Source organism: Pseudomonadota bacterium (assembly GCA_034189865.1).
Classification (GTDB): Bacteria; Pseudomonadota; Gammaproteobacteria; order UBA5335; family UBA5335; genus JAXHTV01.
The window spans coordinates 23,809-50,802 of the sequence record JAXHTV010000017.1 but is presented as its reverse complement, the minus strand read 5'-3'; the positions used below and the strand labels follow the sequence as shown (position 1 = coordinate 50,802).

General features: G+C 55.9%; 21 protein-coding genes and 4 tRNA genes. All 25 read right to left on the bottom strand.

Annotated features, from left to right (window positions below; all coding sequences use genetic code 11):
* Nucleotides 1-2: 2 nt before the first annotated feature.
* Nucleotides 3-830 (bottom strand): 50S ribosomal protein L2, encoded by an 828-nt coding sequence (gene rplB, locus SVU69_09385; protein ID MDY6943208.1) that lies wholly within the window; start codon nucleotides 828-830, stop codon nucleotides 3-5.
* A gap of 52 nt (nucleotides 831-882) precedes the next feature.
* Nucleotides 883-1,179: a 50S ribosomal protein L23 gene (rplW, locus tag SVU69_09380; GenBank protein ID MDY6943207.1), complete on the bottom strand. Its 297-nt coding sequence runs from the start codon at nucleotides 1,177-1,179 to the stop codon at nucleotides 883-885.
* Entirely contained in the window at nucleotides 1,176-1,781 is a 606-nt protein-coding gene (gene rplD / locus SVU69_09375; protein ID MDY6943206.1) for a 50S ribosomal protein L4, read from the bottom strand. Before rplD ends, rplW begins: the two co-directional genes overlap by 4 nt.
* Nucleotides 1,782-1,784: 3 nt before the next feature.
* Nucleotides 1,785-2,432 carry a 50S ribosomal protein L3 gene (rplC, locus tag SVU69_09370; protein MDY6943205.1) on the bottom strand — a complete coding sequence of 216 codons (648 nt, stop codon included), beginning with the start codon at nucleotides 2,430-2,432 and terminating at the stop codon, nucleotides 1,785-1,787.
* A gap of 165 nt (nucleotides 2,433-2,597) precedes the next feature.
* Nucleotides 2,598-2,909: a 30S ribosomal protein S10 gene (gene rpsJ / locus SVU69_09365; protein MDY6943204.1), complete on the bottom strand. Its 312-nt coding sequence runs from the start codon at nucleotides 2,907-2,909 to the stop codon at nucleotides 2,598-2,600.
* Nucleotides 2,910-2,912: 3 nt separating this feature from the next.
* Nucleotides 2,913-4,103 carry an elongation factor Tu gene (gene tuf / locus SVU69_09360; protein ID MDY6943203.1) on the bottom strand — a complete coding sequence of 397 codons (1,191 nt, stop codon included), beginning with the start codon at nucleotides 4,101-4,103 and terminating at the stop codon, nucleotides 2,913-2,915.
* A gap of 38 nt (nucleotides 4,104-4,141) precedes the next feature.
* Entirely contained in the window at nucleotides 4,142-6,238 is a 2,097-nt protein-coding gene (gene fusA, locus SVU69_09355; GenBank protein MDY6943202.1) for an elongation factor G, read from the bottom strand.
* 31 nt (nucleotides 6,239-6,269) lie between these two features.
* Nucleotides 6,270-6,740 carry a 30S ribosomal protein S7 gene (gene rpsG / locus SVU69_09350; GenBank protein MDY6943201.1) on the bottom strand — a complete coding sequence of 157 codons (471 nt, stop codon included), beginning with the start codon at nucleotides 6,738-6,740 and terminating at the stop codon, nucleotides 6,270-6,272.
* A 42-nt stretch (nucleotides 6,741-6,782) separates the two neighbouring features.
* A complete protein-coding gene (rpsL, locus tag SVU69_09345; GenBank protein MDY6943200.1) occupies nucleotides 6,783-7,157 on the bottom strand; it encodes a 30S ribosomal protein S12 in 375 nt (124 codons plus the stop codon).
* Nucleotides 7,158-7,455: 298 nt separating this feature from the next.
* Nucleotides 7,456-11,664: a DNA-directed RNA polymerase subunit beta' gene (gene rpoC / locus SVU69_09340; GenBank protein ID MDY6943199.1), complete on the bottom strand. Its 4,209-nt coding sequence runs from the start codon at nucleotides 11,662-11,664 to the stop codon at nucleotides 7,456-7,458.
* A gap of 60 nt (nucleotides 11,665-11,724) precedes the next feature.
* Entirely contained in the window at nucleotides 11,725-15,813 is a 4,089-nt protein-coding gene (gene rpoB / locus SVU69_09335; protein MDY6943198.1) for a DNA-directed RNA polymerase subunit beta, read from the bottom strand.
* Between the two features lie 169 nt (nucleotides 15,814-15,982).
* Nucleotides 15,983-16,369, bottom strand: coding sequence for a 50S ribosomal protein L7/L12 (gene rplL / locus SVU69_09330; GenBank protein MDY6943197.1), 387 nt, complete (start codon nucleotides 16,367-16,369; stop codon nucleotides 15,983-15,985).
* Nucleotides 16,370-16,443: 74 nt separating this feature from the next.
* Entirely contained in the window at nucleotides 16,444-16,971 is a 528-nt protein-coding gene (gene rplJ, locus SVU69_09325) for a 50S ribosomal protein L10 (GenBank protein MDY6943196.1), read from the bottom strand.
* A 267-nt stretch (nucleotides 16,972-17,238) separates the two neighbouring features.
* Nucleotides 17,239-17,937, bottom strand: coding sequence for a 50S ribosomal protein L1 (rplA, locus tag SVU69_09320; GenBank protein MDY6943195.1), 699 nt, complete (start codon nucleotides 17,935-17,937; stop codon nucleotides 17,239-17,241).
* A gap of 2 nt (nucleotides 17,938-17,939) precedes the next feature.
* Nucleotides 17,940-18,371 carry a 50S ribosomal protein L11 gene (gene rplK, locus SVU69_09315; protein MDY6943194.1) on the bottom strand — a complete coding sequence of 144 codons (432 nt, stop codon included), beginning with the start codon at nucleotides 18,369-18,371 and terminating at the stop codon, nucleotides 17,940-17,942.
* Between the two features lie 79 nt (nucleotides 18,372-18,450).
* Nucleotides 18,451-18,984, bottom strand: coding sequence for a transcription termination/antitermination protein NusG (gene nusG / locus SVU69_09310; protein ID MDY6943193.1), 534 nt, complete (start codon nucleotides 18,982-18,984; stop codon nucleotides 18,451-18,453).
* A gap of 2 nt (nucleotides 18,985-18,986) precedes the next feature.
* A complete protein-coding gene (gene secE / locus SVU69_09305) occupies nucleotides 18,987-19,364 on the bottom strand; it encodes a preprotein translocase subunit SecE (protein ID MDY6943192.1) in 378 nt (125 codons plus the stop codon).
* A 28-nt stretch (nucleotides 19,365-19,392) separates the two neighbouring features.
* Nucleotides 19,393-19,468, bottom strand: a tRNA-Trp gene (locus SVU69_09300).
* Between the two features lie 65 nt (nucleotides 19,469-19,533).
* Nucleotides 19,534-20,724 (bottom strand): elongation factor Tu, encoded by a 1,191-nt coding sequence (tuf, locus tag SVU69_09295; GenBank protein ID MDY6943191.1) that lies wholly within the window; start codon nucleotides 20,722-20,724, stop codon nucleotides 19,534-19,536.
* A gap of 93 nt (nucleotides 20,725-20,817) precedes the next feature.
* Nucleotides 20,818-20,893: transfer RNA gene (locus SVU69_09290), tRNA-Thr, on the bottom strand.
* A gap of 86 nt (nucleotides 20,894-20,979) precedes the next feature.
* Nucleotides 20,980-21,053, bottom strand: a tRNA-Gly gene (locus tag SVU69_09285).
* 169 nt (nucleotides 21,054-21,222) lie between these two features.
* Nucleotides 21,223-21,307, bottom strand: a tRNA-Tyr gene (locus SVU69_09280).
* Nucleotides 21,308-21,389: 82 nt separating this feature from the next.
* Nucleotides 21,390-22,829 (bottom strand): TolC family outer membrane protein, encoded by a 1,440-nt coding sequence (locus SVU69_09275; protein MDY6943190.1) that lies wholly within the window; start codon nucleotides 22,827-22,829, stop codon nucleotides 21,390-21,392.
* The gene (locus SVU69_09270) at nucleotides 22,819-25,908 is read right to left on the bottom strand and encodes an efflux RND transporter permease subunit (protein MDY6943189.1); all 3,090 of its coding nucleotides are present in this window, start codon (nucleotides 25,906-25,908) and stop codon (nucleotides 22,819-22,821) included. The genes SVU69_09275 and SVU69_09270 overlap by 11 nt, the downstream gene beginning before the upstream one ends.
* A 3-nt stretch (nucleotides 25,909-25,911) precedes the next feature.
* On the bottom strand, nucleotides 25,912-26,991 hold the full coding sequence (locus tag SVU69_09265; GenBank protein ID MDY6943188.1) for an efflux RND transporter periplasmic adaptor subunit: 1,080 nt from the start codon (nucleotides 26,989-26,991) through the stop codon (nucleotides 25,912-25,914).
* Nucleotides 26,992-26,994: the final 3 nt, after the last annotated feature.

Genomic DNA, 26,994 nt, shown 5'->3' with positions numbered 1-26,994 from the left:
AATTACCTGGCCTTCCGACGACGCACGATCATGCTGTCCGTACGCTTGGTTTTCCGCGTTTTGTACCCTTTGGTCGGCACACCCCACGGGGTCACGGGATGCCGTCCACCGGACGTACGCCCCTCACCACCACCATGTGGATGATCAACCGGGTTCATCGCGACACCTCGGACCGTCGGCCGGACGCCTAACCATCGCTTCGCACCCGCTTTACCCAGAGAGCGAAGGTTGTGCTCAGCATTCCCGACTTCCCCGACGGTGGCGCGACATTCCAAGAGCACCTTTCGCATTTCCCCGGAACGCAACCGCAACGTTGCGTAGGCACCTTCTCGCGCCACGATTTGCGCATAAGTGCCCGCGCTGCGAGCCAACTGCGCTCCCTTGCGCGGCTTCAGCTCAACCGCATGAACGACTGTACCGACCGGAATGTTTCTCAGGGGTAACGCGTTACCTGGCTGAATCGGTGCATCTTGACCTGAAACAATGGAGGACCCGGAAGCGACATTCTTAGGCGCCAAAATGTATCGACGCTCACCATCAGCGTACAGCACTAAGGCGATATGCGCGTTTCTGTTCGGATCGTACTCCAGCCTCTCTACGACGCCCGGCACCCCATCTTTGTTCCGTCTAAAGTCAACAATGCGGTAGCGTTGCTTGTGCCCGCCGCCTTTGTGTCGACAGGTGATACGCCCCTGATTGTTACGACCACCGCTACGCGACTGCTTGTCGACCAGCGGTTGGTAGGGCCCACCTTTGTGAAGGCCGTCCGTACGAACCTTGACGACGAAACGCCGGCCCGCGGATGTGGGTTTTGCCTTGACGACTGCCATACTGAAATTACCTAAGTCTATTTCCTATTGGAGGCGCAACCGGACCAAACTCTTAAGAAACCGAAAGAAAATCGATCTCGCCGCCTTGAGCGACTCGAACATACGCTTTCTTCCAGCCCTTCCGTACGCCCGCCATGCGGCCGAACCGTTTACGTTTACCTTTCACATTGGCAACAGTGACACCTGTAACCGTCACTTTAAACAGCGTTTCAACCGCCTGCTTAATCTCGGACTTGGTGGCATCGGTACGCACCTTAAACACCACTTGGTTATGAGCGTCGCCCACGTTTGTACTCTTCTCGGAGACGTGCGGCCCAAGGAGTACCTGAAGCAATCTTTCTTCGCTCATCCCAACCACTCCTCAATGACACGAACGGCGTCAACTGTCATCAGAACTTTCTCCGCGCCGACCAATGCCGCCGGGTTCAACTGAGCAGCCAGCATCAAATCGACACCTTTCAAATTACGCGCCGCCAGCGCCAGCTGCTCATCCTCGGGACCGACCACAATAAGGCCGCCACGGAAACCAAGCTCTTTGAGCTTTGAATCCAGCGCTTTGGTCTTGGCTTCGCTAACACCCAAGCGCTCAACGACATCGAGGCGCTCCTGACGAACAAGTTCCGCGAGGATGGAGCGCATCGCGCCCCGGTACATCTTACGGTTGACTTTTTGACCGTGATCCCGCGGTTGAGCCGCAAACGTAACGCCGCCAGAGCGCCATAACGGGCTACGAATCGTCCCGGCGCGCGCGCGACCAGTACCCTTCTGCCTCCAAGGCTTGGCTCCACCGCCTCGAACCGCTGCACGATTTTTCTGTGCGCGAGTCCCGGCTCGGCCGCCCGCCAAGTAAGCCACCACAACTTGGTGAATGAGCGGCTCCTTGAGCACAACGTCGAACACCGAATCCGCCACCTGGATGGATACGTCACCATCAAGCGCTTTGAGCTCCATCGTTCAACCCTTACTCTTATTGACCGCAGGACGCACAATCACGTCACCACCTTTCGCACCAGGAATCGCGCCTTTTACCAACAGGATGTTCTTCTCAACATCGACGCGAACGACTTTTAAGTTCTTAGTAGTCGTTCTCACGGCACCTAAGTGCCCCGCCATCCGCTTGCCTTTAAAGACCCGCCCCGGCGTTTGGTTCTGACCGATCGACCCAGGCGCCCGATGGGACAGCGAGTTACCATGAGAAGCGTCTTGCGTCCGAAAATTATGGCGCTTGACGACCCCGGCGAAGCCTTTTCCGATCGACGTCCCGGTCACATCCACGTCGTCACCTTCAGAAAAGATATCAACGGTTATTTCAGAGCCTGGGGCCAAATCGGTGCCCTGCTCTTGCGAAAGCCGAAACTCCCAAAAGCCTCTGCCCGCTTCGACGCCAGCTTTGGCAAACTGACCCGCGACCGGGCGGCTGATGCGACTGGCCCGGCGAGATCCGGCCGTAACCTGCACTGCCGAATAACCGTCTTTATCCTCCGTGCGAACATCTGTCACACGGTTCGGGGTAACCTCGATTACACTGACCGGAATGGACTCACCTTCTGGCGTGAACACCCGAGTCATTCCGCGTTTCCGACCAACTAATCCGAGCGCCATCGTCTCGCAACCTTGAGTTCTTTTGCCTAGGAGTGCGACCCCAGACACAATTAATCAAACCAATCCAAGGCCTTTCGACCTACGGAGATGCGTAAAGCCTAACGAGATAAGCCGGGCTCAGCCGCGGTAACGACACCGCCACCGAATCACCCGACATACCCGCGATCAATAAAGTTTCAATTGGACGTCGACACCTGCCGCCAAATCAAGGCGCATCAACGCGTCCACCGTTTTGTCGGTAGGGTCAATAATTTCCATCAAGCGCTTGTGCGTTCGGATTTCATACTGATCCCGCGCGTCCTTGTTGACGTGTGGGGAAATCAAAACCGTAAAGCGCTCTTTGCGAGTCGGGAGCGGAATCGGCCCCTTGACCTGCGCCCCGGTCCGCTTCGCCGTTTCGACGATCTCCAGCGTAGACTTATCGATCAACCTATGATCGAAACTTTTCAAACGAATACGAATACGTTGATTTGCCATCACTTACTCGATGATTTTGGAGACGACGCCGGCGCCTACGGTGCGGCCGCCTTCGCGAATCGCAAACCGTAAACCTTCTTCCATCGCAATCGGGGCTATCAACTTCACTTCCACTTTGACGTTGTCCCCTGGCATCACCATCTCGGTGCCTTCAGGCAACGTCACCGCCCCCGTCACGTCCGTCGTCCGAAAATAAAACTGCGGACGATAACCATTGAAAAACGGCGTGTGACGACCACCTTCTTCTTTGGTCAGTACGTACACTTCCGCTTCAAAACCCGTATGCGGCTTGATCGAACCCGGCTTACACAGCACCTGCCCACGCTCCACATCGTCGCGCTTGGTACCACGCAGCAACACACCCACGTTGTCGCCCGCCTGTCCCTGATCCAGCAACTTCCGAAACATCTCCACCCCCGTCACGGTGGTCTTGGTGGTGTCGCGGATACCCACAATCTCGACTTCATCGCCGACCTTGACAATGCCCCGCTCCACACGACCCGTCACCACGGTGCCACGCCCGGAAATGGAAAAGACATCTTCCACCGGCATCAGGAAATCACCATCCACCGCACGCTCCGGCGTGGGGATGTAATCATCCATGGCCGCAACCAATTTCAATATGGCCGGAACACCGATATCCGAGCTGTCGCCTTCCAGCGCCTTCAGCGCACTACCCACTACAATGGGGGTGTCGTCACCCGGAAACTCATAGGTATCCAAGAGCTCGCGAACTTCCATCTCAACCAGCTCCAGAAGTTCCGCGTCGTCCACCATGTCAGCCTTGTTCAAAAACACGACAATGTAGGGAACACCCACCTGACGCGACAGCAAAATGTGCTCTCGCGTTTGCGGCATCGGACCGTCAGCCGCCGAAACCACCAAAATCGCTCCGTCCATCTGCGCCGCACCCGTGATCATGTTCTTCACATAATCCGCGTGACCCGGGCAGTCGACGTGCGCGTAGTGCCGCGCATCCGATTCGTATTCCACGTGCGCCGTCGCAATCGTAATACCACGAGCCCGCTCTTCCGGCGCATTGTCAATCTGATCGTACGCCTTGAACTCACCACCGTGCTGCTCAGCCAGCACCTTCGTCAGCGCCGCCGTCAACGTCGTCTTACCATGGTCCACGTGACCAATCGTCCCCACATTTACATGCGGCTTGGTACGCTCAAATTTTCCCTTCGACACGGCTACACCTCATTCAAATACTGACAACTCTTAACGAATCACGAGGCCTTCTTGATCACAGCCTCAGCCACATTCGCCGGTGCCTCGGCGTACTTGGCGAACTCCATTGAATAATTTGCTCTTCCTTGCGTCTGAGAACGCAAATCAGTCGCATAACCGAACATCTCGGACAGGGGTACGTCGGCGCGTATAACCTTACCGGACGGACCGTCCTCCATTCCCTGCACCAGCCCGCGACGACGATTCAAGTCGCCCATCACGTCACCCATGTAGTCCTCTGGCGTGACCACCTCGACCTTCATAATCGGTTCGAGAAGCGCGGGCTGCGCCTTCTTTACGCCCTCTTTGAGGGCCATGGAACCAGCGATTTTGAACGCCATCTCAGAGGAGTCGACATCATGGAAGGAACCGTCGTACAACGTAACCTTGACGTCGACCAAGGGAAATCCGGCGATAACCCCATTGCCGAGCTGCTCCTGAACACCCTTATCTACAGCGGGGATATACTCCTTAGGAATAACCCCGCCGACGATCTCATTGACAAACTCATAACCCGAACCGCGCTCCAGGGGCTCCAAGCGAAGCCAAACATGACCGTACTGACCCCGACCACCACTCTGACGAACAAACTTACCTTCTTGCTCAACGGCAGCGCGAATCGCCTCACGGTAAGCAACCTGCGGGTTACCAACGTTGGCCTCCACCTTAAATTCACGGCGCATACGATCAACGATAATCTCAAGGTGAAGCTCACCCATACCGGAGATGATCGTCTGACCCGACTCTTCGTCTGTACGCACTCGGAAGGACGGGTCTTCCTGGGCCAGCTTCTGCAGCGCCAAACCCATTTTTTCCTGGTCAGCCTTCGTTTTCGGCTCAACCGCAACCGAAATAACAGGATCCGGAAACTCCATACGCTCCAGAACAACAGGCGACCCCATGTCGCACAGAGTTTCCCCGGTGACGACCTGCTTTAACCCGACCACAGCGGCGATATCGCCGGCGCGCACTTCCTTGATTTCCTGACGGGTGTTGGCGTGCATTTGCAACAAACGACCGATTCGCTCACGCTTACCTTTATTGGGGTTCATCACGGAATCCCCAGACGCGAGAACCCCGGAGTAGACACGCACAAAGGTCAGCGTGCCAACAAAAGGATCGGTAGCGATCTTAAACGCCAGCGCCGAAAACGGCTCATCGTCCATCGGACGACGCTCAAGCTCGACATCACCGTCAGGCTCCAAGCCCTTGACCGGAGGAACGTCGACTGGAGACGGCATATAACGAATGACCGCATCTAACATGGCTTGAACGCCCTTATTCTTAAAGGCGGTCCCACACAAAACCGGAACAAGCTCGTTTGCCAGGGTTCGGGCGCGAATACCTTCCCGAATCTCGTCTTCTGACAACTCCCCGTGCTCAAGGTACTTTTCCATGAACTCGTCATTGGCTTCGGCTGCCGCCTCAAGAAGCGCTTCACGATACTCGGCGACTTGATCGGCCATCTCGACTGGCGGCTCTTCTTCGGAGAAGCTGACCCCCATGGTTTCGTCGTCCCAATAAATCGCCTTCTGGGTTACGAGATCGACAACACCCTTAAAATCCTCTTCAGCACCGATCGGCAACTGCAGCGGGACGGCATTCGCGCCCAAACGACTGCCCACCTGACCAACGACCCGCAGGAAATCGGCACCAACGCGGTCCATCTTGTTAACAAAAGCCATGCGAGGCACGGAATACTTGTTAGCTTGACGCCAAACTGTTTCCGATTGCGGCTCAACACCACCCACCGCACAAAACACGGCCACGGCACCATCAAGCACACGCAAGGAGCGCTCAACCTCGATCGTAAAGTCGACGTGACCAGGCGTATCGATAATATTGATTCGATGCTCTGGAAACTGCTTGGCCATCCCGGACCAAAAGCAGGTGGTCGCCGCAGAGGTAATCGTGATACCCCGTTCTTGCTCCTGCTCCATCCAATCCATCACGGCAGCGCCGTCGTGAACTTCCCCAATCTTGTGGGAAATACCCGTATAGAAAAGGATACGCTCAGTAGTCGTCGTCTTTCCGGCATCGATGTGAGCCATGATGCCTATGTTTCGGTAGCGCTCAATCGGCGTTGTGCGTGACACCGTCGTCAACCCCTAAAAGAAATTTCATTCATTACCAGCGGAAATGCGAAAACGCCTTGTTGGCCTCAGCCATACGATGGGTGTCTTCTCGTTTTCTCACTGCGGAACCACGACTCTCGGACGCATCCAACAGCTCACCGGCCAACCGACGAACCATGGACATCTCACCACGAGATCTAGCAGCATCGATGATCCAACGCATAGCCAGCGTGTTGCGTCGCGTCGGGCGAACCTCCACCGGCACCTGATAGGTGGCACCACCCACGCGCCGGGACTTCACCTCGACCACCGGCCGAACGGCTTCAAGTGCGGCATCCAGAACCTCAAGCGGGTCACCACCGCGCTTTTCAGCAATGTCGTCCAGCGCCCCATAGACGATATTTTCAGCCACGGACTTCTTGCCGTCGATCATCAGCATATTGACGAACTTGGCAAGCTGCTCACTTCCATACTTGGGGTCTGGAAGGATTGTCCGCTTTGCCGCAACTCTTCTTCTGGCCATAATTTGCTACTCAATCAGCATGTGTGCGCGACGCGCACCCACTTATCCTTTTGGACGCTTCGCGCCATACTTGGAACGCCCCTGACGCCTTTCATTGACCCCAGCGGTATCCAAACTGCCGCGCACGACGTGATATCGAACACCCGGCAAATCCTTCACACGCCCGCCGCGAATCAACACAACGGAGTGCTCTTGAAGGTTATGACCTTCACCACCAATGTAGCTCGTGACCTCGTAACCATTGGTCAACCTAACGCGCGCAACTTTCCGAAGCGCGGAGTTCGGCTTCTTCGGCGTGGTCGTATAAACACGAGTACACACACCACGCTTTTGCGGGCATTTCTCCAAAGCCGGAACGTCGCTTTTCATAGGCTTTTGGCGGCGCGGCTTACGAACGAGCTGGTTGATGGTTGCCATGGGTATTCGATTGATCCGTCCAAAAAACAAAAACAGGCAGGAGCACCCACCTGTCGTGAAGAGGCGCAATTCTAGAGACACGGGACAGCACCTGTCAAGGACGGGATTTTCCACCCTACCGCATCTCTTTCACATCAGCCGCCGTGGATTGTCATTCGCGATTTGCGCTGGCGCAGGAACCTTCGGCCAAAGGGGCAAAGAAGGCTTGAAAAAATGAATGGGCAGCGCGCGCCTGAGCTACCAGACGCAGTGCTGCCCATCGAGTAATGGCCCGACCCAGGCCGGCATCTATTGAGGCTTATCGATCCTCGAAAACGTCCTCTGGACGTTCTACACGCCCCCCGCCGGCCGCACTTGCAACAACCGACGCATCAAGCGAATAACCGGCATCGCGATCTTTGCGCCGTTGCTCGTGATACGCCAAGCCGGTACCGGCCGGAATCAGGCGTCCGACGATAACGTTCTCTTTTAGGCCTCTCAAGCTGTCACGCATTCCCCTGACAGCCGCTTCCGTTAACACCCGAGTGGTTTCCTGGAATGAGGCCGCAGAGATAAACGATTCGGTCGCCAGGGAAGCCTTAGTGATGCCCAACAACAGCGGTTCCCAGCGTGCAGGTTGTTTATCTTCGGCGATAACGCGCTCATTTTCTTCCAGCACACGCGCCCTATCCACCTGCTCACCTTGCAGGAACCGGGTATCGCCGGCATTGGCGATTTCGACCTTTCGAAGCATCTGACGAATGATAACTTCAATATGCTTGTCGTTGATTTTAACGCCCTGCAATCGGTAGACGTCTTGAATCTCTTTGACAAGGTATTCGGCCAATGCCTCAACACCAAGCAATCGAAGGATATCTTGTGGATTGGGCTCGCCATCTACGACAACATCCCCACGATCCACGTGCTCACCTTCGAACACCGTGACGTTTCGCCACTTAGGCACCAAGGTTTCATTAGGCTCACCGTGTTCGTCGGTGATCACGAGTCTTTGCTTGCCCTTCGTATCCTTACCGAAGGAAATCGTTCCCGATTGCTCTGCCAGGATAGCTTGATCTTTGGGTTTTCGGGCTTCGAACAAATCTGCCACGCGTGGCAGACCACCGGTGATATCACGGGTCTTACTGGACTCCTGTGGAATACGAGCCAAGATGTCACCGACATTGACCTCGCCGCCGTCTTGTACGTTAACCACAGCACCTGCGGGCAAGAAATACGCCGCGGGAATGGTCGTCCCAGGAAAATGCAAATCATCGCCGTTTTCGTCAACCATCTTGATCATGGGCCGAAGATCCTTACCGGCAGCTGTGCGCTGCTTCGGATCCATCACGACCACACTGGACAGGCCTGTGATATCGTCAACCTGTTGGGCGACGGTAACGCCCTCATTCATCTCGACGAAACGCAATCGACCGGCGATCTCCGTGACCACCGGGTGCGTATGCGGATCCCAATTAGCCACGACTTGCCCCGCTTCCACGGCGTCGCCATCACCCACCGTCAACACTGCGCCGTAAGGAATCTTGTAACGCTCGCGCTCACGCCCGTAGTCGTCGACAACGCCGATTTCGCCAGAGCGGGAAACCGCGATCAGGTTGCTCGCCTGATTTTGCACCGTCTTGACGTTGTGCAAACGTAGAGAGCCTTTGTGCTTGACCTGCACGTTGTTGATTGCAACGGATCGCGAAGCCGCGCCACCAATATGGAACGTACGCATGGTGAGCTGTGTGCCAGGCTCGCCGATCGACTGGGCAGCGATCACACCCACCGACTCACCCATGTTGACGCGATGACCACGAGCCAAGTCGCGACCATAGCAAGCCGCGCAAACACCATAGCGGGCCTCACAGGTGATGGCGGAGCGGACAGTGACCTGATCGGCACCAATCTGCTCTAGCCTCTCGACTAGATCTTCGTCGAGGAGCGTCCCCTGCTCGATCGCGATTTCGTCGGAATTGGGCAAATACACCGGTTGCGCCAGCACCCGACCCAAGACACGCTCACTGAGGGGCTCCAATACGTCACCGCCCTCCACGATAGGCGCCAACGGCAAGCCTCGTACGGTCCCACAATCGTCTTCCACGACCACGACGTCCTGCGAAACATCAACCAAGCGGCGGGTCAGGTAACCGGAGTTGGCCGTTTTGAGTGCGGTATCGGCCAGCCCTTTGCGTGCACCATGGGTGGAGATGAAGTACTGAAGAACATTCAACCCCTCTCGGAAGTTGGCCGTAATAGGTGTCTCGATGATTGAACCGTCGGGTTTTGCCATCAAACCCCGCATACCTGCGAGCTGACGAATCTGCGCGGCACTGCCTCGCGCCCCGGAGTCCGCCATCATGTAAATGGAGTTGAAGGATGGCTGCTTAACCAACTCGCCTTCCGCATTCGCCACCTCTTCAGTACCGAGCTTCTCCATCATCGCCTTGGCCACCTGATCGTTGGTGTGCGACCAAATGTCGACAACCTTGTTGTAGCGCTCGCCATTGGTCACGAGACCAGAGGCGTATTGCTGCTCGATTTCTTTCACTTCGGCATCCGCGCGACCCAAAATCGAGACCTTCTCTTCGGGGACGACCATATCGTTGACACCGATCGAAACCCCGGCCATGGTGGCCTGCCGAAACCCCGTGTACATGAGTTGGTCAGCAAAAATCACCGTTTCTTTAAGCCCAACACGCCGATAACAAGCGTTGAGAGCCGCCGAAATCGCCTTTTTGTTCATGTCGCGATTAATCGCTTCGAAGCTCAGGCCTTTGGGCAGAATCTCCGATAGCAGCGCTCGCCCCACAGTGGTTTCGACCAAGCGGATGCGTTCCTCAATTTCCCCGTCTTCATTTTCCACCGAGTCGGCCAATCGAACTTTGACTCGCGCTTGGAGATGAGCCGCGCCGGTTCGATAGGCTCGCTGAACTTCGGTCACATCCGAAAAGCACATGCCTTCGCCTGGCGCGTTGACCCGCTCGCGAGTCATCCAGTAGAGCCCCAAAACCACGTCCTGCGACGGCACAATGATGGGCTCACCACTGGCCGGCGAGAGAATGTTGTTGGTCGACATCATTAAGGCGCGCGCTTCCAGCTGCGCCTCAAGCGACAACGGAACATGAACGGCCATCTGGTCGCCGTCAAAGTCGGCATTGAAGGCCGTACACACCAACGGGTGGAGCTGAATCGCCTTACCCTCGATGAGTACCGGCTCAAACGCTTGGATACCGAGACGATGAAGCGTGGGCGCCCGGTTGAGCATCACCGGATGCTCGCGAATCACGTCTTCAAGGATATCCCAGACCTGCGGCTCTTCGCGCTCAACCATCTTTTTGGCTGCTTTAATGGTCGTCGCCAAACCCAAACGCTGAAGCTTGGAAAAAATGAACGGCTTGAACAACTCAAGCGCCATTTTCTTCGGAAGACCGCATTGATGCAGCCGCAATGTGGGACCGACCACGATCACCGAACGACCGGAATAATCGACCCGCTTACCCAAAAGGTTTTGCCGGAAGCGACCCTGCTTACCCTTGATCATATCGGCAAGCGACTTCAGCGGCCGCTTGTTGCTGCCTGTAATGGCCCGGCCACGCCGACCATTGTCCAACAAGGCATCGACGGCTTCCTGCAACATCCGCTTTTCGTTACGAACGATGATTTCAGGCGCAGAAAGATCCAACAAGCGCTTCAAGCGATTATTGCGATTGATCACACGGCGATAGAGATCGTTGAGATCCGAGGTGGCGAATCGACCGCCATCCAACGGCACCAAAGGACGCAAATCGGGTGGCAGCACGGGCAAGACTTTAAGAATCATCCATTCAGGCCGGTTGCCGGAATCGATGAACGAGTCGATCAATTTCAACCGCTTCGCCAAACGCTTAATCTTGGTGTCGGAACTCGTACCGGCGATTTCATCACGCAAGCCGGACGCGACTTTCTGCAGATCCATAGTCCGCAGCATCTCGTCGATTGCTTCGGCGCCCATACGGGCATCGAATTCGTCGCCGTACTCCTCGATCGCATCCAGGTAAGCCTCTTCCGACAATACTTGGCCACGCTCCAGCGGCGTCATACCGGGATCGATGACGATATAGGCTTCGAAATACAGTACCCGCTCAATTTCACGAAGCGTGATATCCAGTATCAAGCCGATTCGAGAAGGCAAAGATTTCAAAAACCAGATATGAGCGACCGGACTGGCCAGCTCAATGTGCCCCATACGTTCTCGGCGCACCTTGGCCAAGGTCACCTCAACGCCGCACTTCTCACAAACTACGCCGCGGTGCTTCAATCGTTTGTACTTACCGCAGAGGCACTCATAGTCCTTAACTGGACCGAAAATCTTGGCGCAGAACAGCCCGTCCCGCTCCGGCTTGAAGGTCCGGTAGTTAATCGTCTCCGGTTTTTTAACTTCACCAAAGGACCAAGAACGGATCATATCGGGAGACGCGAGACCGATACGAATCGCATCGAAGTCTTCAATTTGGTCCTGCTGCCGGAAAAACTTGAGTAGGTCTTTCATCGTATCTCCTGCAAGTCAATACGCGGCAAACCCACAGAAGGTTTGCCGCACGCCTTGCTTTCAGTCCTGGTCCAATTCAACGTTGATACCCAAGGAACGAATTTCCTTGATCAAAACATTGAACGATTCCGGCATCCCGGCTTGCATACTGTGATCTCCATCGACCACGTTCTTATACATGCGGGTGCGCCCTTGTACGTCATCCGATTTGACGGTCAGCATTTCCTGCAAGGTATAAGAAGCCCCATAGGCCTCTAACGCCCACACTTCCATCTCTCCGAAACGCTGCCCTCCGAACTGGGCTTTCCCACCCAAAGGCTGCTGGGTCACCAAACTATACGGACCCGTTGATCGAGCGTGAACCTTGTCGTCGACCAAGTGGTTCAACTTCAACATGTACATGTAGCCAACGGTCACTTCGCGATCGAAAGAATCGCCGGTGCGTCCGTCGAATAATTGAAGCTGGCCACTGACGGGCAGTCCGGCAATCTCCAACATATCCTTGATTTCCGACTCTGCGGCACCGTCGAACACAGGCGTAGCCATGGGGACGCCGCCGCGAAGATTGCCAGCCAACTCCATCACTTCGTCATCATTCAATTCCGATAATTCGATGTGCTGCTGGTGATCGCGACCAACCTGATTGTAGATTTGATCCAGGAAGTCCCTGAGCTCGGCCACGTTTCGCTGCTCATCCAACATCGCCCCAATCTTCAGCCCCAGCCCTTTGGCAGCAAAACCGAGGTGGGTTTCCAGTACTTGGCCAACGTTCATTCGGGACGGAACACCGAGCGGGTTCAACACGATATCAACAGGCGTACCGTCAGCGGCATAGGGCATATCCTCCACCGGCACGATCTGCGAAATCACACCCTTGTTACCGTGACGCCCGGCCATCTTATCGCCAGGCTGAATTCGCCGTTTCACCGCCAAGTAGACTTTAACCATCTTGAGCACACCAGGTGCCAGATCGTCACCGGCGGTGATCTTGCGCTTTTTCTCGTCGAAGCGACGGTCGAACTCTTCGCGCTGGTCTTTCAACTGAGCCGCCATGCGCTCGAGCTGCTCGTTAACTTCTTCCTTGTGCAGCCGGATCTCGAACCACTTCTCACGATCCAGATCACCGAGATACTTCTTGGTGATTTTGGTTCCCGCCTTCAGCCCATTGGGGCCGCCATCGGCCACACTGCCCACAATCAACCGCTCGATACGCTGGTAGGTATCATCTTCCAGGATCCGCATCTGATCGTTCAGGTCTTTACGGACTCTTTGAAGCTCAGCCTTCTCGATAGAGATAGCCCGACTGTCCTTCTCAATGCCGTCGCGGGTGAACACTTGAACATCAATCACATGCCCATCCATTCCTGGCGGCACGCGCAGCGAGGTATCTTTTACGTCGGAGGCTTTTTCACCGAAAATTGCACGCAGCAGTTTTTCCTCGGGCGTCAACTGAGTTTCGCCTTTGGGCGTGACCTTGCCGACCAAAATATCCCCGGCTTTCACCTCGGCGCCGATGTAAGCGATGCCAGCCTCATCCAACTTGGAAAGCGCAGCTTCCCCGACGTTCGGGATATCCGAAGTGATTTCCTCCGGCCCCAGCTTGGTGTCACGCGCGACGCATGACAACTCTTCGATGTGAATCGTTGTAAACCGATCTTCCTGCGCCAAACGCTCTGAGATGAGAATGGAGTCTTCGAAGTTATATCCATTCCAGGGCATGAATGCGACCAGACAATTCTGCCCAAGAGCCAACTCACCCATATCGGTACTCGGGCCATCGGCGAGCGCATCGCCTTTGGCGATTCGGTCTCCAACTTTCACTAAGGGCCGTTGGTTGATGCAGGTATTCTGGTTGGACCGGGTGTACTTGGTCAGATTGTAGATATCCACCCCGGGCTCGCCAGGCATGGTTTCGTCATCACTGACCCGCACCACGATACGCGACGCATCGACTTTCTCGACGCTGCCGCCACGCTTAGCCACGACCGTCACACCGGAATCGATAGCAACCGCTCTTTCAATACCGGTTCCGACCAAAGGCTTTTCAGCCCGCAATGTCGGTACGGCCTGGCGCTGCATGTTTGAACCCATCAAGGCACGGTTGGCATCGTCGTGCTCGAGGAAGGGAATCAAACTGGCGGCGACCGAAACGATCTGGCGCGGAGAGACATCCATGTAGTCCACACGCGACGCCGGCATCAACGTGAATTCGTTCTGATACCGACAGGAGACAAACTCATCGACAAGGCTCTTGCTGTCATCGATACGGGCATTCGCCTGGGCAACAACATAACGCCCCTCCTCAATGGCAGAGAGATACTCCACATCATCGCTCACGACGCCATCAACGACTTTCCGGTACGGTGTTTCCAAGAAACCGTAGGCATTGGTCCGCGCATAGACCGCCAGCGAGTTGATCAAGCCGATGTTCGGCCCTTCCGGCGTTTCAATAGGACAGACGCGACCATAGTGCGTGGGATGAACATCACGAACCTCAAACCCGGCCCGCTCCCGGGTCAACCCACCGGGACCCAACGCAGAAACACGTCGTTTGTGCGTCACCTCCGACAGCGGATTGTTCTGATCCATAAACTGCGAGAGCTGGCTGGACCCGAAGAACTCTTTGATTGCGGCAGCCACCGGCTTGGCATTGATGAGCTCCTGCGGCATCAACCCTTCACTTTCCGCCAAGCTCAGCCGCTCTTTAACCGCGCGCTCCACACGAACGAGCCCGATGCGGAAGACGTTCTCGGTCATTTCACCCACGCTACGAACCCGTCGGTTACCCAAGTGGTCGATGTCATCCACCTGACCATTGCCGTTTCGGATGTCGATTAACGCCTTGATAACGTCCAAAATGTCGCTGTTATCTAAAATGCCGGGCCCCGTAACGTCCCCACGTCCCAGCCGGCGATTGAATTTCATACGGCCAACCGGCGAAAGGTCATATCGCTCCGGAGTAAAGAACAGATTCTGGAAGAGACTTTGTGCCGCTTCTTTCGTAGGCGGCTCGCCCGGTCGCATCATCCGGTAGATTTCCACCAGCGCCTCTAAAGCGTTGGTGGTGGAATCGACTCGCAATGTATTTGAGATATACGGGCCACGGTCGAGATCATTGACATAGAGCGTACGGAGTTCTTCCACGCCCGCATCCAGCAGCGCGCCGACCTGTTCTTCCGTTAACTCGTCGTTGGCATCTACAAGTAACTCTCCGGTGGACTCATCCGCCACGGCGTGAGCGGCGACCTTGCCGACCAGATAGCCAGACGGCACTTCCAACGAACTGACCCCCGCAGAATCCAACTCGCGGATATGCCGTGCCGTAATTCGACGCCCTTCCTCGACCACCACTTTCTTGCCGGCTTTAATATCGAAGCTGGCAACTTCACCACGCAGGCGCTCGGGAACCAAGTCCAAGGCGACCACGCCTTTTTTAATCCGGAACACATTATGCTCAAAGAATATCTCGAGCATCTGCTCCGGTTCGAAGCCCAAAGCCCGCAACAGAATGGATACTGGCAGCTTGCGACGACGATCTATTCGGACGAACAAATGGTCTTTGGGGTCGAATTCAAAGTCGAGCCATGACCCACGGTAAGGAATAACGCGAGCAGAATAGAGCACTTTTCCGGAAGAGTGCGTTTTCCCGCGGTCATGATCGAAGAAAACGCCAGGAGAGCGGTGTAGCTGGGAGACGATCACCCGCTCGGTACCATTCACGACGAACGTACCGGTATCGGTCATCAGGGGCAATTCCCCCATATAGACTTCTTGCTCTCGCACATCTTTGACAACCTGCCCAGCCTCGCCGGCTTCTTTGTCATAGATCACCAAACGGACCTTGACCCGAAGCGGAGCAGCATAGGTCATCCCCCGCTGCTGACATTCACGGATATCAAACGGTGGCTCGCCCAGTCGATAATCCACATACTCCAGGACCGCGTATCCGGAATAGCTTGTAATCGGAAAGACGGACTTCAGCGCGCCGTGCAGGCCGGCTTCCCGCCTCTGGTCAGGCGCGACGCCCAACTGAAGAAACTCCCGATAAGAGTCCAACTGGATTGCCAACAGATACGGCACCACCCTAACAGTAGGTAACTTGGCGAAATCCTTACGAAACCGCTTCTTTTCAGTAAAGGAGTATGGCATTAGGCGTTCCTCGGCGATCCAAAACCCGTGGAATCGGAAAACAGCAATCGCCGGCGCAATCCGTATTGAGAACGAAATAATACGCCGGAAAAACAGAACGAGGCCGGCGGCACGACCGGCCACCAGCCCTGTATTGCGTTAGCCGCTTCGTTAGCAACTATCAATGAGCTTACTTGACCTCGACGGAAGCACCGGCTTCCTCAAGCTGCTTTTTAATATCTTCGGCCTCTTCTTTCGAGGCACCTTCTTTAACAGTAGCCGGCGCGCCTTCTACCATATCTTTGGCTTCTTTCAAACCAAGACCGGTAATACCGCGAACCGTTTTGATGACAGCCACCTTGTTGCTACCAAAGCTGGTCATCACGACATCAAACTCGCTCTGCTCTTCTGCCGCTTCAGCCGCGCCGGCACCGCCAGCTGCTGCTGGCGGCATTGCCGCGACAGCGGCGGCGGCCGAAACGCCAAACTTCTCTTCCATTGCGGCGACCAAATCCACAACTTCCATAACGGTCATGTTGGAAATGGTCTCCAGAATATCTTCTTTGGAAACAGCCATGATAATTTACTCCGAAAAATTCAGTTCGATTAGCAAAGTTCGAATAATCGGTTAATCGCAATGCGTCAGCGATGTCACGCCGCTTGTTTTTGATCCCGAACGGCACCGAAGGTGCGAACCATCTTCGCCGTGGGCTCATTAAGCGTACGGACGAACTTCTCGACCGGCGCCTTCATCACCGCCATGAGCGTGCTGATGGCCTGATCACGGGTCGGCAGATTGGCAACACGATCGATGTCCGAGGCCTCAAGCACTTGCCCACCCAGGGCAAGAGCCTTGACCTTAAGCGCGTCGTGAGACTTACCGAAGTCCTTAAAAAGGCGAGCGGCGGCACCTGGGTCTTCCAAGGAAAAGCCGAGAACCAACGGCCCCACCAAACGCTCACCCAGCGACTCGAAGTCACTCCCCACCAAAGCACGACGAGCGAGCGTGTTCTTTACCACCCGTAGGTAAACACCCTCGTTGCGCGCCTTCTTGCGAAGCTCATCCATTTCAGCAACCGTAAGACCACGGTATTCCGCTGCGATGGCGGAATGCGCGCCGGCCACGACTTGGCTGACTTCGGCGACTAACGCCTTCTTACTTTCTAGTGCTAGTGGCATGATTTATCTCCTGGCCGGGCCGGCTTGAACCGCCCCGAGCACCCAAAGGATCACCGGATATTCGCAATGACATCCGGCCCCTTTTAACACGATGCCCCGCGCCAGGTTAAAACCTGATGTTGGGTCACCGTCTGCGCAGGCCAGCCAGCGGCCATTAAGATTCGTTGACCAAACGCCCATCGAATCACCTGCGGTCTTTGACGTCCATCTCATCGATGGCCCCAAAGCCTTTAAAAACGTCTAAGTAAACTTGATAGGCCGAACGCGCTATGAGTCCGCCAGTGATGCCTGATCAACCACCACGCCCGGCCCCATGGTCGAAGACACGGTGACTTTTTTCATGTAGACACCCTTTGCAGCGCTGGGCTTGGCCTTTCTGAGGTCCGCCAACAAAGTCGCAAGATTCTCTTTCAACTTCGGCACTTCAAAACTCACGTTTCCGATACTGCAGTGAATGATCCCCGCCTTATCGGTGCGGTAACGAACCTGACCACCCTTTGCGTTTTTCACGGCAGTAGCAACATCAGGCGTCACAGTCCCCACCTTGGGATTAGGCATGAGTCCGCGGGGACCCAAAATCGGGCCCAACTGACCGACGACACGCATGGCATCCGGTGTGGCAATAACCACATCAAAATCCAAATTGCCGCCTTTGACCTGCTCAGCCAGATCCTCAAAACCGACGATGTCGGCACCGGCCTCTTTAGCAGTGTCCGCGTTAGCGCCCTGAGCAAACACGGCCACACGCATGGTTTTACCAGTACCGTTCGGCAACACCGTAGCCCCGCGGACCACTTGATCGGACTTACGAGGATCAACCCCCAGGTTCACACTGACGTCGACAGACTCAGTGAATTTAGCGCGCGCGCACTCTTTTAAGATCGAAAACGCCTCATCGACCGCGTATTGTTTTCCGGGCTCGACTTTCTCGCGAATAGCCCGCATTCGCTTTCCTAATTGCGCCATTGTCAAACGCCCTCCACATCCAAGCCCATGCTGCGGGCGCTACCTGCGATGGTGCGTACTGCCGCATCTAAGTCGGCCGCACTCAAGTCAGGCATTTTCGTCTTGGCAATCTCTTCAAGTTGTTCACGCGTAACCTTACCAACCTTCTGAGTGTGGGGCACACCGCTACCCTTAGGAACACCAGCGGCCTTTTTGAGCAAGACACTCGCCGGCGGCGTTTTGGTAATGAACGTAAAACTACGATCACTGTAGACGGTGATCACAACCGGAACCGGCATACCGGCTTCCATGCTCTGCGTTTGCGCGTTGAACGCCTTGCAGAACTCCATGATATTGACGCCATGTTGACCCAACGCTGGACCAACAGGAGGACTGGGGTTCGCTTTCCCAGCAGGCACCTGGAGCTTGATATAAGCTTCAATCTTCTTTGCCATAACAACTCTCTCGGGTACGAACGCCTACGACTTAAGGCTCCCCGTTAAAAATCAATTCCGCCAAGCGGGCTTTAAACAATCAGGCCTTTTCAACCTGACTGAACTCAAGATCGACAGGGGTCGAGCGGCCGAAGATACTCACGCCGACACGCAAACGACTCTTCTCGTAGTTAACCTCTTCAACAACCCCATTGAAGTCGTTGAAAGGGCCGTCGATGACTCGGACCATTTGACCAGGCTCAAACAACACTTTGGGCCGCGGCTTTTCGGCACCTTCCTTGATGCGATTGAGAATGGTATCCGCCTCTCGATCCGTAATCGGCGTGGGATGATCCTTGGTGCCACCAATAAAACCCAGCACCTTGGGAACCTCCTTAACCAGATGCCAGGTATCATCGTCCATGTCCATCTGGACCAAGACATAGCCCGGAAAGAACTTGCGCTCACTCCGACGCTTCTGGCCTTCGCGCATTTCCACGACTTCTTCGGTCGGCACCAAAATCTCACCAAAGCGATCTTCCAAGCCGCTACGACGAACCCGATCTTCAAGCGAGCGCTTCACTTGGTGCTCAAATCCGGAATACGCTTGGACCACATACCAGCGCTTCGCCATACTTAACTCCCGATCCCCGTCAGTAGGCGAAGACCCACACTCAATAACAAATCGGTCACCCATAGAAAAACGCCGACGATCAACACCATCATCGTGACCGCCAACGACGTCTGCACGGTTTCCTGCCGACCCGGCCAGACGACCTTGCGCGTTTCGCGCGTGGACTCATGAGCCAAACCCAAGACACTGCGACCGAGATCAGTTTGGCTTGCAATCGCCAGACCGACAGCCGTCGCAGCGACGACCATCAGGACCCGATAGATAAAAAGCTGATCCGCGAAGTAGTAGAACGCGACCACACCGGCCACGACGACCGCGACCGCCAACACCCACTTGAGGACATCCATCCATCCAGCCGGCGTTTCTGTTTTTGCGTTCATTGACTACCCGCGCAACATTCAAAAAAAATGGCAGGCCAGGAGGGACTTGAACCCCCAACCTGCGGTTTTGGAGACCGCTGCTCTGCCAATTGAGCTACTGGCCTAAAATCGTCAACCGTGGCGGCTTGATCGATCACTTACATCAGCCGCCACAGCATGCACTCACTACTTACTCGATGATTTTGGAGACGACGCCGGCGCCTACGGTGCGGCCGCCTTCGCGAATCGCAAACCGTAAACCTTCTTCCATCGCAATCGGGGCTATCAACTTCACTTCCACTTTGACGTTGTCCCCTGGCATCACCATCTCGGTGCCTTCAGGCAACGTCACCGCCCCCGTCACGTCCGTCGTCCGAAAATAAAACTGCGGACGATAACCATTGAAAAACGGCGTGTGACGACCACCTTCTTCTTTGGTCAGTACGTACACTTCCGCTTCAAAACCCGTATGCGGCTTGATCGAACCCGGCTTACACAGCACCTGCCCACGCTCCACATCGTCGCGCTTGGTACCACGCAGCAACACACCCACGTTGTCGCCCGCCTGTCCCTGATCCAGCAACTTCCGAAACATCTCCACCCCCGTCACGGTGGTCTTGGTGGTGTCGCGGATACCCACAATCTCGACTTCATCGCCGACCTTGACAATGCCCCGCTCCACACGACCCGTCACCACGGTGCCACGCCCGGAAATGGAAAAGACATCTTCCACCGGCATCAGGAAATCACCATCCACCGCACGCTCCGGCGTGGGGATGTAATCATCCATGGCCGCAACCAATTTCAATATGGCCGGAACACCGATATCCGAGCTGTCGCCTTCCAGCGCCTTCAGCGCACTACCCACTACAATGGGGGTGTCGTCACCCGGAAACTCATAGGTATCCAAGAGCTCGCGAACTTCCATCTCAACCAGCTCCAGAAGTTCCGCGTCGTCCACCATGTCAGCCTTGTTCAAAAACACGACAATGTAGGGAACACCCACCTGACGCGACAGCAAAATGTGCTCTCGCGTTTGCGGCATCGGACCGTCAGCCGCCGAAACCACCAAAATCGCTCCGTCCATCTGCGCCGCACCCGTGATCATGTTCTTCACATAATCCGCGTGACCCGGGCAGTCGACGTGCGCGTAGTGCCGCGCATCCGATTCGTATTCCACGTGCGCCGTCGCAATCGTAATACCACGAGCCCGCTCTTCCGGCGCATTGTCAATCTGATCGTACGCCTTGAACTCACCACCGTGCTGCTCAGCCAGCACCTTCGTCAGCGCCGCCGTCAACGTCGTCTTACCATGGTCCACGTGACCAATCGTCCCCACATTTACATGCGGCTTGGTACGCTCAAATTTTCCCTTCGACACGGCTACACCTCATTCAAATACTGACAACTCTTAACGAATCACGAGGCCTTCTTGATCACAGCCTCAGCCACATTCGCCGGCTGAGGACAAATATGGAGCCCATAACCGGACTTGAACCGGTGACCTCTTCCTTACCAAGGAAGTGCTCTACCGCCTGAGCTATATGGGCCGCAAACAACGCCTACCACCGACAGGCACCCATGGTGCGATCTCACCATGGCGGCCAGCCATCAAACAAGCCACGCTCTTTATTAATGGAGCGGGTGATGGGAATCGAACCCACATCATCAGCTTGGAAGGCTGAGGTTCTACCATTGAACTACACCCGCATGCCGAGGCTCGAACCAACGACGAAACCGGATAAAAAGCCAATCAGCCATCACGCCGCTGGCACTTATCACGCCTTCCCAACAAGCCCGAACTCGCGCTCAACCTACCCAGGCTTTGGGCAACAATCGCCCCCGCCAAATCGCGGACCGGAGGCTACTCAAACAAGTCTGGTGGAGGGGGTAGGATTCGAACCTACGTAGGCGTAGCCGGCAGATTTACAGTCTGCTCCCTTTGGCCGCTCGGGCACCCCTCCGAAAAAAGCAAGCGTGGTATTTTGGGAAAGCGACTCCTCGCTGTCAACCACCAATACCAACAGAACGGAATGTCACTGGGATTTATTCGGACAAATTGAGCAAATCAGAATCGCCAGGCGCGGTTTCGGTTAACAAGACATCCACTGCTTGCAGGTCCTGAACACCGAGCGTTCCAACGGCAGCCTGCAAATTTAACCGGCTCAGCACATAGCCGTAGCGAGCAGAGTCGAGATCTCGCTGCGAAGAAAAAACTTGCTGCAACGCATTCAAAACATCCACATTGGTTCGGATGCCAACATCGCGGCCGATCTGGGTCGATTCCAGCGCGGTTTGACTGGACTTCAATGCCTGCTGAAGCGCTTGCACCCGGGCAATACTGTTATTTAACTCCAGAAACGCTTGGCTGGTGAGCAGTTCAGCTTGGCGAGTCGCATCTACCAACTGACTCTTAGCCTGGCTGTATCGGGCGGCTGCTTCGTCCACCTGCGCGGACAACAAACCGCCGCGAAACAGCGGGACGCTAAGCTGCACACCGATGCTCGCGGTGTCGGTGTCAGTACTGGTCACATCACCACCCAGGCTCGGGCGATTGTTGCGACGAACATCGTAACCGGCAACGAAAAACAACGTCGGCAGCCGAGCCCCTTGGCGCGCGTCGATTTCTTTTTCCGCGACTTCAACGCCCAACTCTTGGGCAGTACGCAGAAGACTGCCTACCCTCCCCCGCTCCAGCCAGACTTCCAAATCGTTGGGCTCCGGGCCCACTAGAGGCAATTCCTCGGCGAAGCGCGCCAAGAAACCAACTGGCTCCCCGGTGATACGCGTCAATTCGCGTTCAGCAATAGCCAAATCATTGATTCTCTGGAGAACATTGGCGGTCGCCAGATCGAATCGGGCCTGCGCCTCATTGATGTCGTTTACCGACGCGGTACCCACTTCAAAGCTACGCCGCGCGAAGGCGAGTTGCTGCTCGATCGCGCGCTTTTCGGCTTGCGCGGTACCGAGCTGCCGGTCTGCCAAGAGCACGTCGAAGTAGGCGCCCGCAACCCTCAAAATCAAATTCTGCTGCGCCAGTGAGAACTGAACGTCAGCCAGCGACACCTGCCGTTTCGCCTGACCGTAACGCGCGATCGCTTCAGCCACGAAGATGGGCTGACGCAACTTCACGCCGTAACTCCAGTCCGTATCTTCGACTTCACCACCTTGCTCAATCTGGGAGCTGCCGCCGGTGAGAAACGAGGGCAAATAGCTTGGCGCGGGAAACTCGACGGGATCACTCTCGATTTCTTGATCGAGGTAGGTCGCGCTCGCATCAAAATCGATGGAGGGCAACAACACACCAAGCGCCTGACGATTTAATGTATAAACCGCTTCACGCTCATGCTGCGCGGCGGCATAAACCGGATCCCGCTGCTCGGCAAGACGGTAGACGTCCATCAAACCTTCCGCATGAACGACGCCCGTCACGGCGGATAAACAAAACGCCCCGATAACCTTGATTGCCTTAATTTCAGTGAGCATGGGTATTCGCCGCTCCCTCTGCGGTGGCGATTTTAAAACCTAAACGGGCTTTGAGTCCTTCGACCAGTGAATACACCACCGGCACCACCACCAAAGTCAATGCCGTGGATGTAAACATCCCGCCGATAACGGCGGCGGACAACGGACCATTGGTATCGGCACCCGCACCATAGCCAAGCGCGGCCGGCAGTAGTGCGAAGATCACAGTGAGCGAGGTCATCAACACCGGCCGCAGACGCGTCGGGCAGGCATCTCGAAGCGCATCTCCAATATCCATGCCTTGGGCTCGACGCTGATTGGTGAGGTCAACCAAAAGTATCGAGTTTTTGGCAACCAACCCCACTAATAGCAGCATACCGATCATGGAGAACATGTTCATGGTATAGCCGAGCAGCCACAGCGCAGCCACCCCACCAATGGCTGCCAAAGGCTGCGCTACCATGATGATCAGCGGCTGCAAGAACGAGTCGAACTGACTCGCGAGCACCATATAGAGCAGCACCAACGAAATAACGAGCGCGAATACAACATAGCCGACGGTATCTCCCAACTCTGCCGCCTGCCCGAACAACTGAACGGAATACCCCGCCGGAAGCACTTCGCCAGAAACCTCATTCAAGGTCGCCACAGCTTCGGCAAGCGGCATCGTGGGATTACTGAAGAAGAACGCAGCATACCGCAGGTCATAGCGTCCGATTTCAGCAGGGCCGACGTTCTCAATAAATTCAGCCACGGTATCCAGACGAACCAACTCGCCCTGCCGGTTCCGGAGAAAAATCTTGTTCAGATCAGCGGGTGATTCAAACACACCGTCGGCTGCTTTCAATCGAATATCGTATCGTTCACCATCACCCGGATCATCGTTGTACCGCGCGACATCGAAACCACCCGCCAGGACGTTGGCTGCCTGTGCCACATCGATGGCGGACAAGCCCACACCGGCGGCACGCACCCGATCAACTTCGAGTTCCAGTTGGGGCAAGTCCAGCTGAAGCGTCAAATCCACGCTACCCATACCTGGAGTCTCAACCAGCCGGTCGCGCAGCTCGGTCGCGTAACGCGCCACGTCGTTGAGACTCCGGCCGCGGAGTACGAATTGAAGCGGCTCGCCCCGCTCACCTGAAAACGCAGGGACTTCGGAGACGAATACCTGAGCGCCGGGTATCTCCGCCATGCGCTCCCGCATCTCCAAGATCATCTCACCTTGGCTAATCTCGCGCTCTTCGCGGGGAACCATATTCACAAAGCCGACGGCTTGGTTCACCTGGCCCTGCTGCCCCAAACCAATGGCCGTAAAGTAGCTCGTGATCAGCGGCTCTTCGTTGAGAATAGCCTCCGCTTCGAGTAGTTTCGCATCGGTGTATTCAATGCTTGAACCCAAGGGCGTTTTCAATTGAACCAGCATGCGCCCCTGGTCTTCCTGAGGCACAAACTCCCCGCCCACGTGGGTAAAAAAGTAGTAACTAGAAGCCACGACAGCACCGCTGATCAACAGAACAAGCGGCCGGTGCCGCAGCGAGAAGCCGAGGAGTCGAGAATACCCGCTTTCCATTGACCGAAAAGCGCGCTCGAAAAAGCCGTAAATCTTGCCATGCTGCTCACTGACGACCAAATAGCGAGAACACATCATCGGGGTCAAACTCAGCGCGACAAACCAGGAGGCCAGAACACCAAACACCACCACCACGGCGAACGATTGGAAAAACCGCCCGACGATACCGCCCATAAATACCACCGGAACGAAGATCGACACCAACGATAAGGTGGCCGCCAATACCGCGAACATCACCTCTTCGGTGCCGTTAATGGCCGCACTCACCGGGTCGGGGTCGATTTCTTCACGATGACGATAAATGTTCTCCAACACCACGATGGCATCGTCCACCACTACGCCGATGAGAAGCAGCAGCGCAAGCAAGGTGACCGAATTAAAGGTGTAACCAAAGAAATACATCACCGCCACGGCGCCCAACAGCGATACCGGGATGGCCGCTGCGATCATGATGGTCGAACGGAAGTTCCTCAAAAACACCAAGACGATGAGGCCGGCCAGAACGGTTCCGACAACCAAGTGCTCTTGCAACGCATGAACCAACTCGAGAATAAAGCCGGAGGTATCCGAGGCGATGCCGACATCCAGCCCCGGCGGCAACTGCGGAACGATTTCTTCTTCCAGCCGCCGTTTCACTTCGTCAATGATGGCGACCGAATTCGTGCCCGGCACTTTGACGACACCCAAACCCACGGTGGGCTCACCGTTGAAGCGCGCCAACTCACGAAAGTCCTCCATGTTGTCACGGACGTCGGCGACGTCACGGAGCAGGATTGGGGCGCCTTCCTGGTACCCCACCACCATATCTTGGAGGCGATACGGATCGTGGTACTCCAGGTCGAGCTTCAACAGCGTCTCCGTTTCGGCAGACACCAGAAATCCGCCGGGAAGCAGAAAATGCTCCGTACTGAAGGCGCGAACGAGGTCCTGGACAGTCAGATTGTAGGCGGCCAAGCGGGTTGGATCGAGCTCAACACGAATCACCCGTTCCCGTTGCCCGGCGATTCGAACCTCACCAACGCCGTTGATGCTTTCGAACTGCTTTCGCAGCACGTTGCTGGCGTAGGTATTGAGCTGCTGCTGGGTGCGGTCACCGGTAAGCGCAAGCCACATAATGGGCTGCGAACCCGTCTCCAACTTCGCCACGATGGGCGGATCGGCGTCGTCCGGCAACTCCCTTAAGACTTGATTGATCTTGGCCTGGATCTCGTTGAAAGCGACATCAATGTCTTTTTCCAACTCAAAATTGATCGCGACGACCGAGACACTCGGGGTGGAGCTTGAACGGATGTTTTTGATGCCCGGAACACTATTCACCTGACGCTCGATGATACTGGTCACACTGGCGTCGATAATGGACGGGTTGGCCCCGGGCTGGATGGTTGTGATAGTGATTACGGGGATATCGACATCCGGGAAACGGTCTACACCCAAGAATGTGTAGCCGATAAGCCCGAATAACAGCAGAACCGCATTCATCATGTAGGCAAGCACATGCCGCCTAATCGATAGTTCCGGCAAATTCATGGATCAACCTCCTTCGCGGACCCGAACCGGCGCACCATCGGTTAGAAATGCAGCCCCATCCACCGCGACGGTCACACCGCCTTGCAGCCCCGAAGTCACCTCGACGAAATCGGCCCGTCGAACGCCCGTGATCACCACCCGCTCGCGCGCTACGCCGTCCTCGACCTGGTAAACGACAGTGCCGCTCGGACGTTGAACCAACGCCACTGGCGGCACAACCGGCGCGCCTTCACGGCGCCCCATAATCACCTCACCGGTCACACTGCCTCCGGGCCGCCACCCGCCCGGATTGGCAATCTCGGCCACGACCTCAACCGACCGGCTCAACGCGCTGATCACAGGCCGAAGCTCCGTGATTCTGGCCCCAACCATTTTCTTGGGATCAGACGGGACAGACAAACGAACCACCTGCCCGACGGCCAAATCCTCCGAAAGTGTTTCCGGGAAGGGCAACTCGATTCGCAACATCTCATCCGAGGTCAGCAAGAATAACGGCGAGCCCGTGCCCACAAAATCACCCTGGCTCACCAGTCGCTGCTCGATCTTACCCTTGACCGGCGCCACCACATTGGTCCGCGCGAGATTTCGTTCGGCCTGTTCGAGTTGCGTGCGCGCGGCGACCAACTGTTCGGATGTCGCTTCCAGCTGGGTTTTGGCTTCGTCCAAGGCACTTTGAGAGAAGAAGCTTTCCTTCGCCAGTTCTTGATACCGACCTACCAAACGCTTCTGCTGTTGAAACACGGCTTCGAGACGGCGAATTTCGGCGCGCGCGCGATCTCGGCCCAACTGATAGTCTTTCGGATCCAGCCGGGCGAGCAGCTGCCCTTTTTCGACGACATCGCCTTTCTCAACTTCGATCGAAACCACCCGACCGGCCACCTCGGCAGAAACCTGGGGGTCGCTCTTACTGACGATGCGCCCTACCGACACCTCGATATCTTCGACTGCACGGGTTTGAACTTCAGCGACCGTAATGAGGGTGCGTCGCTCTGCCTGCGGCTGTTCCGCAGCCTGCTCGCCGCCACAAGCCGTCAAGATCAGAGCCGAAAACCCGAGGAGCATCCAGGCATGCCGTACGTTCATTGT

Bases quoted from the DNA above. Each gene is read 5' to 3' on its own strand.
- rplB (MDY6943208.1), bottom strand. From the start codon at position 830: ATGGCAGTCGTCAAGGCAAAACCCACATCCGCGGGCCGGCGTTTCGTC.
- rplW (MDY6943207.1), bottom strand. From the start codon at position 1,179: ATGAGCGAAGAAAGATTGCTTCAGGTACTCCTTGGGCCGCACGTCTCC.
- rplD (MDY6943206.1), bottom strand. From the start codon at position 1,781: ATGGAGCTCAAAGCGCTTGATGGTGACGTATCCATCCAGGTGGCGGAT.
- rplC (MDY6943205.1), bottom strand. From the start codon at position 2,432: ATGGCGCTCGGATTAGTTGGTCGGAAACGCGGAATGACTCGGGTGTTC.
- rpsJ (MDY6943204.1), bottom strand. From the start codon at position 2,909: ATGGCAAATCAACGTATTCGTATTCGTTTGAAAAGTTTCGATCATAGG.
- rpsG (MDY6943201.1), bottom strand. From the start codon at position 6,740: ATGGCCAGAAGAAGAGTTGCGGCAAAGCGGACAATCCTTCCAGACCCC.
- rpsL (MDY6943200.1), bottom strand. From the start codon at position 7,157: ATGGCAACCATCAACCAGCTCGTTCGTAAGCCGCGCCGCCAAAAGCCT.
- rpoC (MDY6943199.1), bottom strand. From the start codon at position 11,664: ATGAAAGACCTACTCAAGTTTTTCCGGCAGCAGGACCAAATTGAAGAC.
- rpoB (MDY6943198.1), bottom strand. From the start codon at position 15,813: ATGCCATACTCCTTTACTGAAAAGAAGCGGTTTCGTAAGGATTTCGCC.
- rplL (MDY6943197.1), bottom strand. From the start codon at position 16,369: ATGGCTGTTTCCAAAGAAGATATTCTGGAGACCATTTCCAACATGACC.
- rplJ (MDY6943196.1), bottom strand. From the start codon at position 16,971: ATGCCACTAGCACTAGAAAGTAAGAAGGCGTTAGTCGCCGAAGTCAGC.
- rplA (MDY6943195.1), bottom strand. From the start codon at position 17,937: ATGGCGCAATTAGGAAAGCGAATGCGGGCTATTCGCGAGAAAGTCGAG.
- rplK (MDY6943194.1), bottom strand. From the start codon at position 18,371: ATGGCAAAGAAGATTGAAGCTTATATCAAGCTCCAGGTGCCTGCTGGG.
- nusG (MDY6943193.1), bottom strand. From the start codon at position 18,984: ATGGCGAAGCGCTGGTATGTGGTCCAAGCGTATTCCGGATTTGAGCAC.
- secE (MDY6943192.1), bottom strand. From the start codon at position 19,364: ATGAACGCAAAAACAGAAACGCCGGCTGGATGGATGGATGTCCTCAAG.
- SVU69_09275 (MDY6943190.1), bottom strand. From the start codon at position 22,829: ATGCTCACTGAAATTAAGGCAATCAAGGTTATCGGGGCGTTTTGTTTA.
- SVU69_09270 (MDY6943189.1), bottom strand. From the start codon at position 25,908: ATGAATTTGCCGGAACTATCGATTAGGCGGCATGTGCTTGCCTACATG.
- SVU69_09265 (MDY6943188.1), bottom strand. From the start codon at position 26,991: ATGAACGTACGGCATGCCTGGATGCTCCTCGGGTTTTCGGCTCTGATC.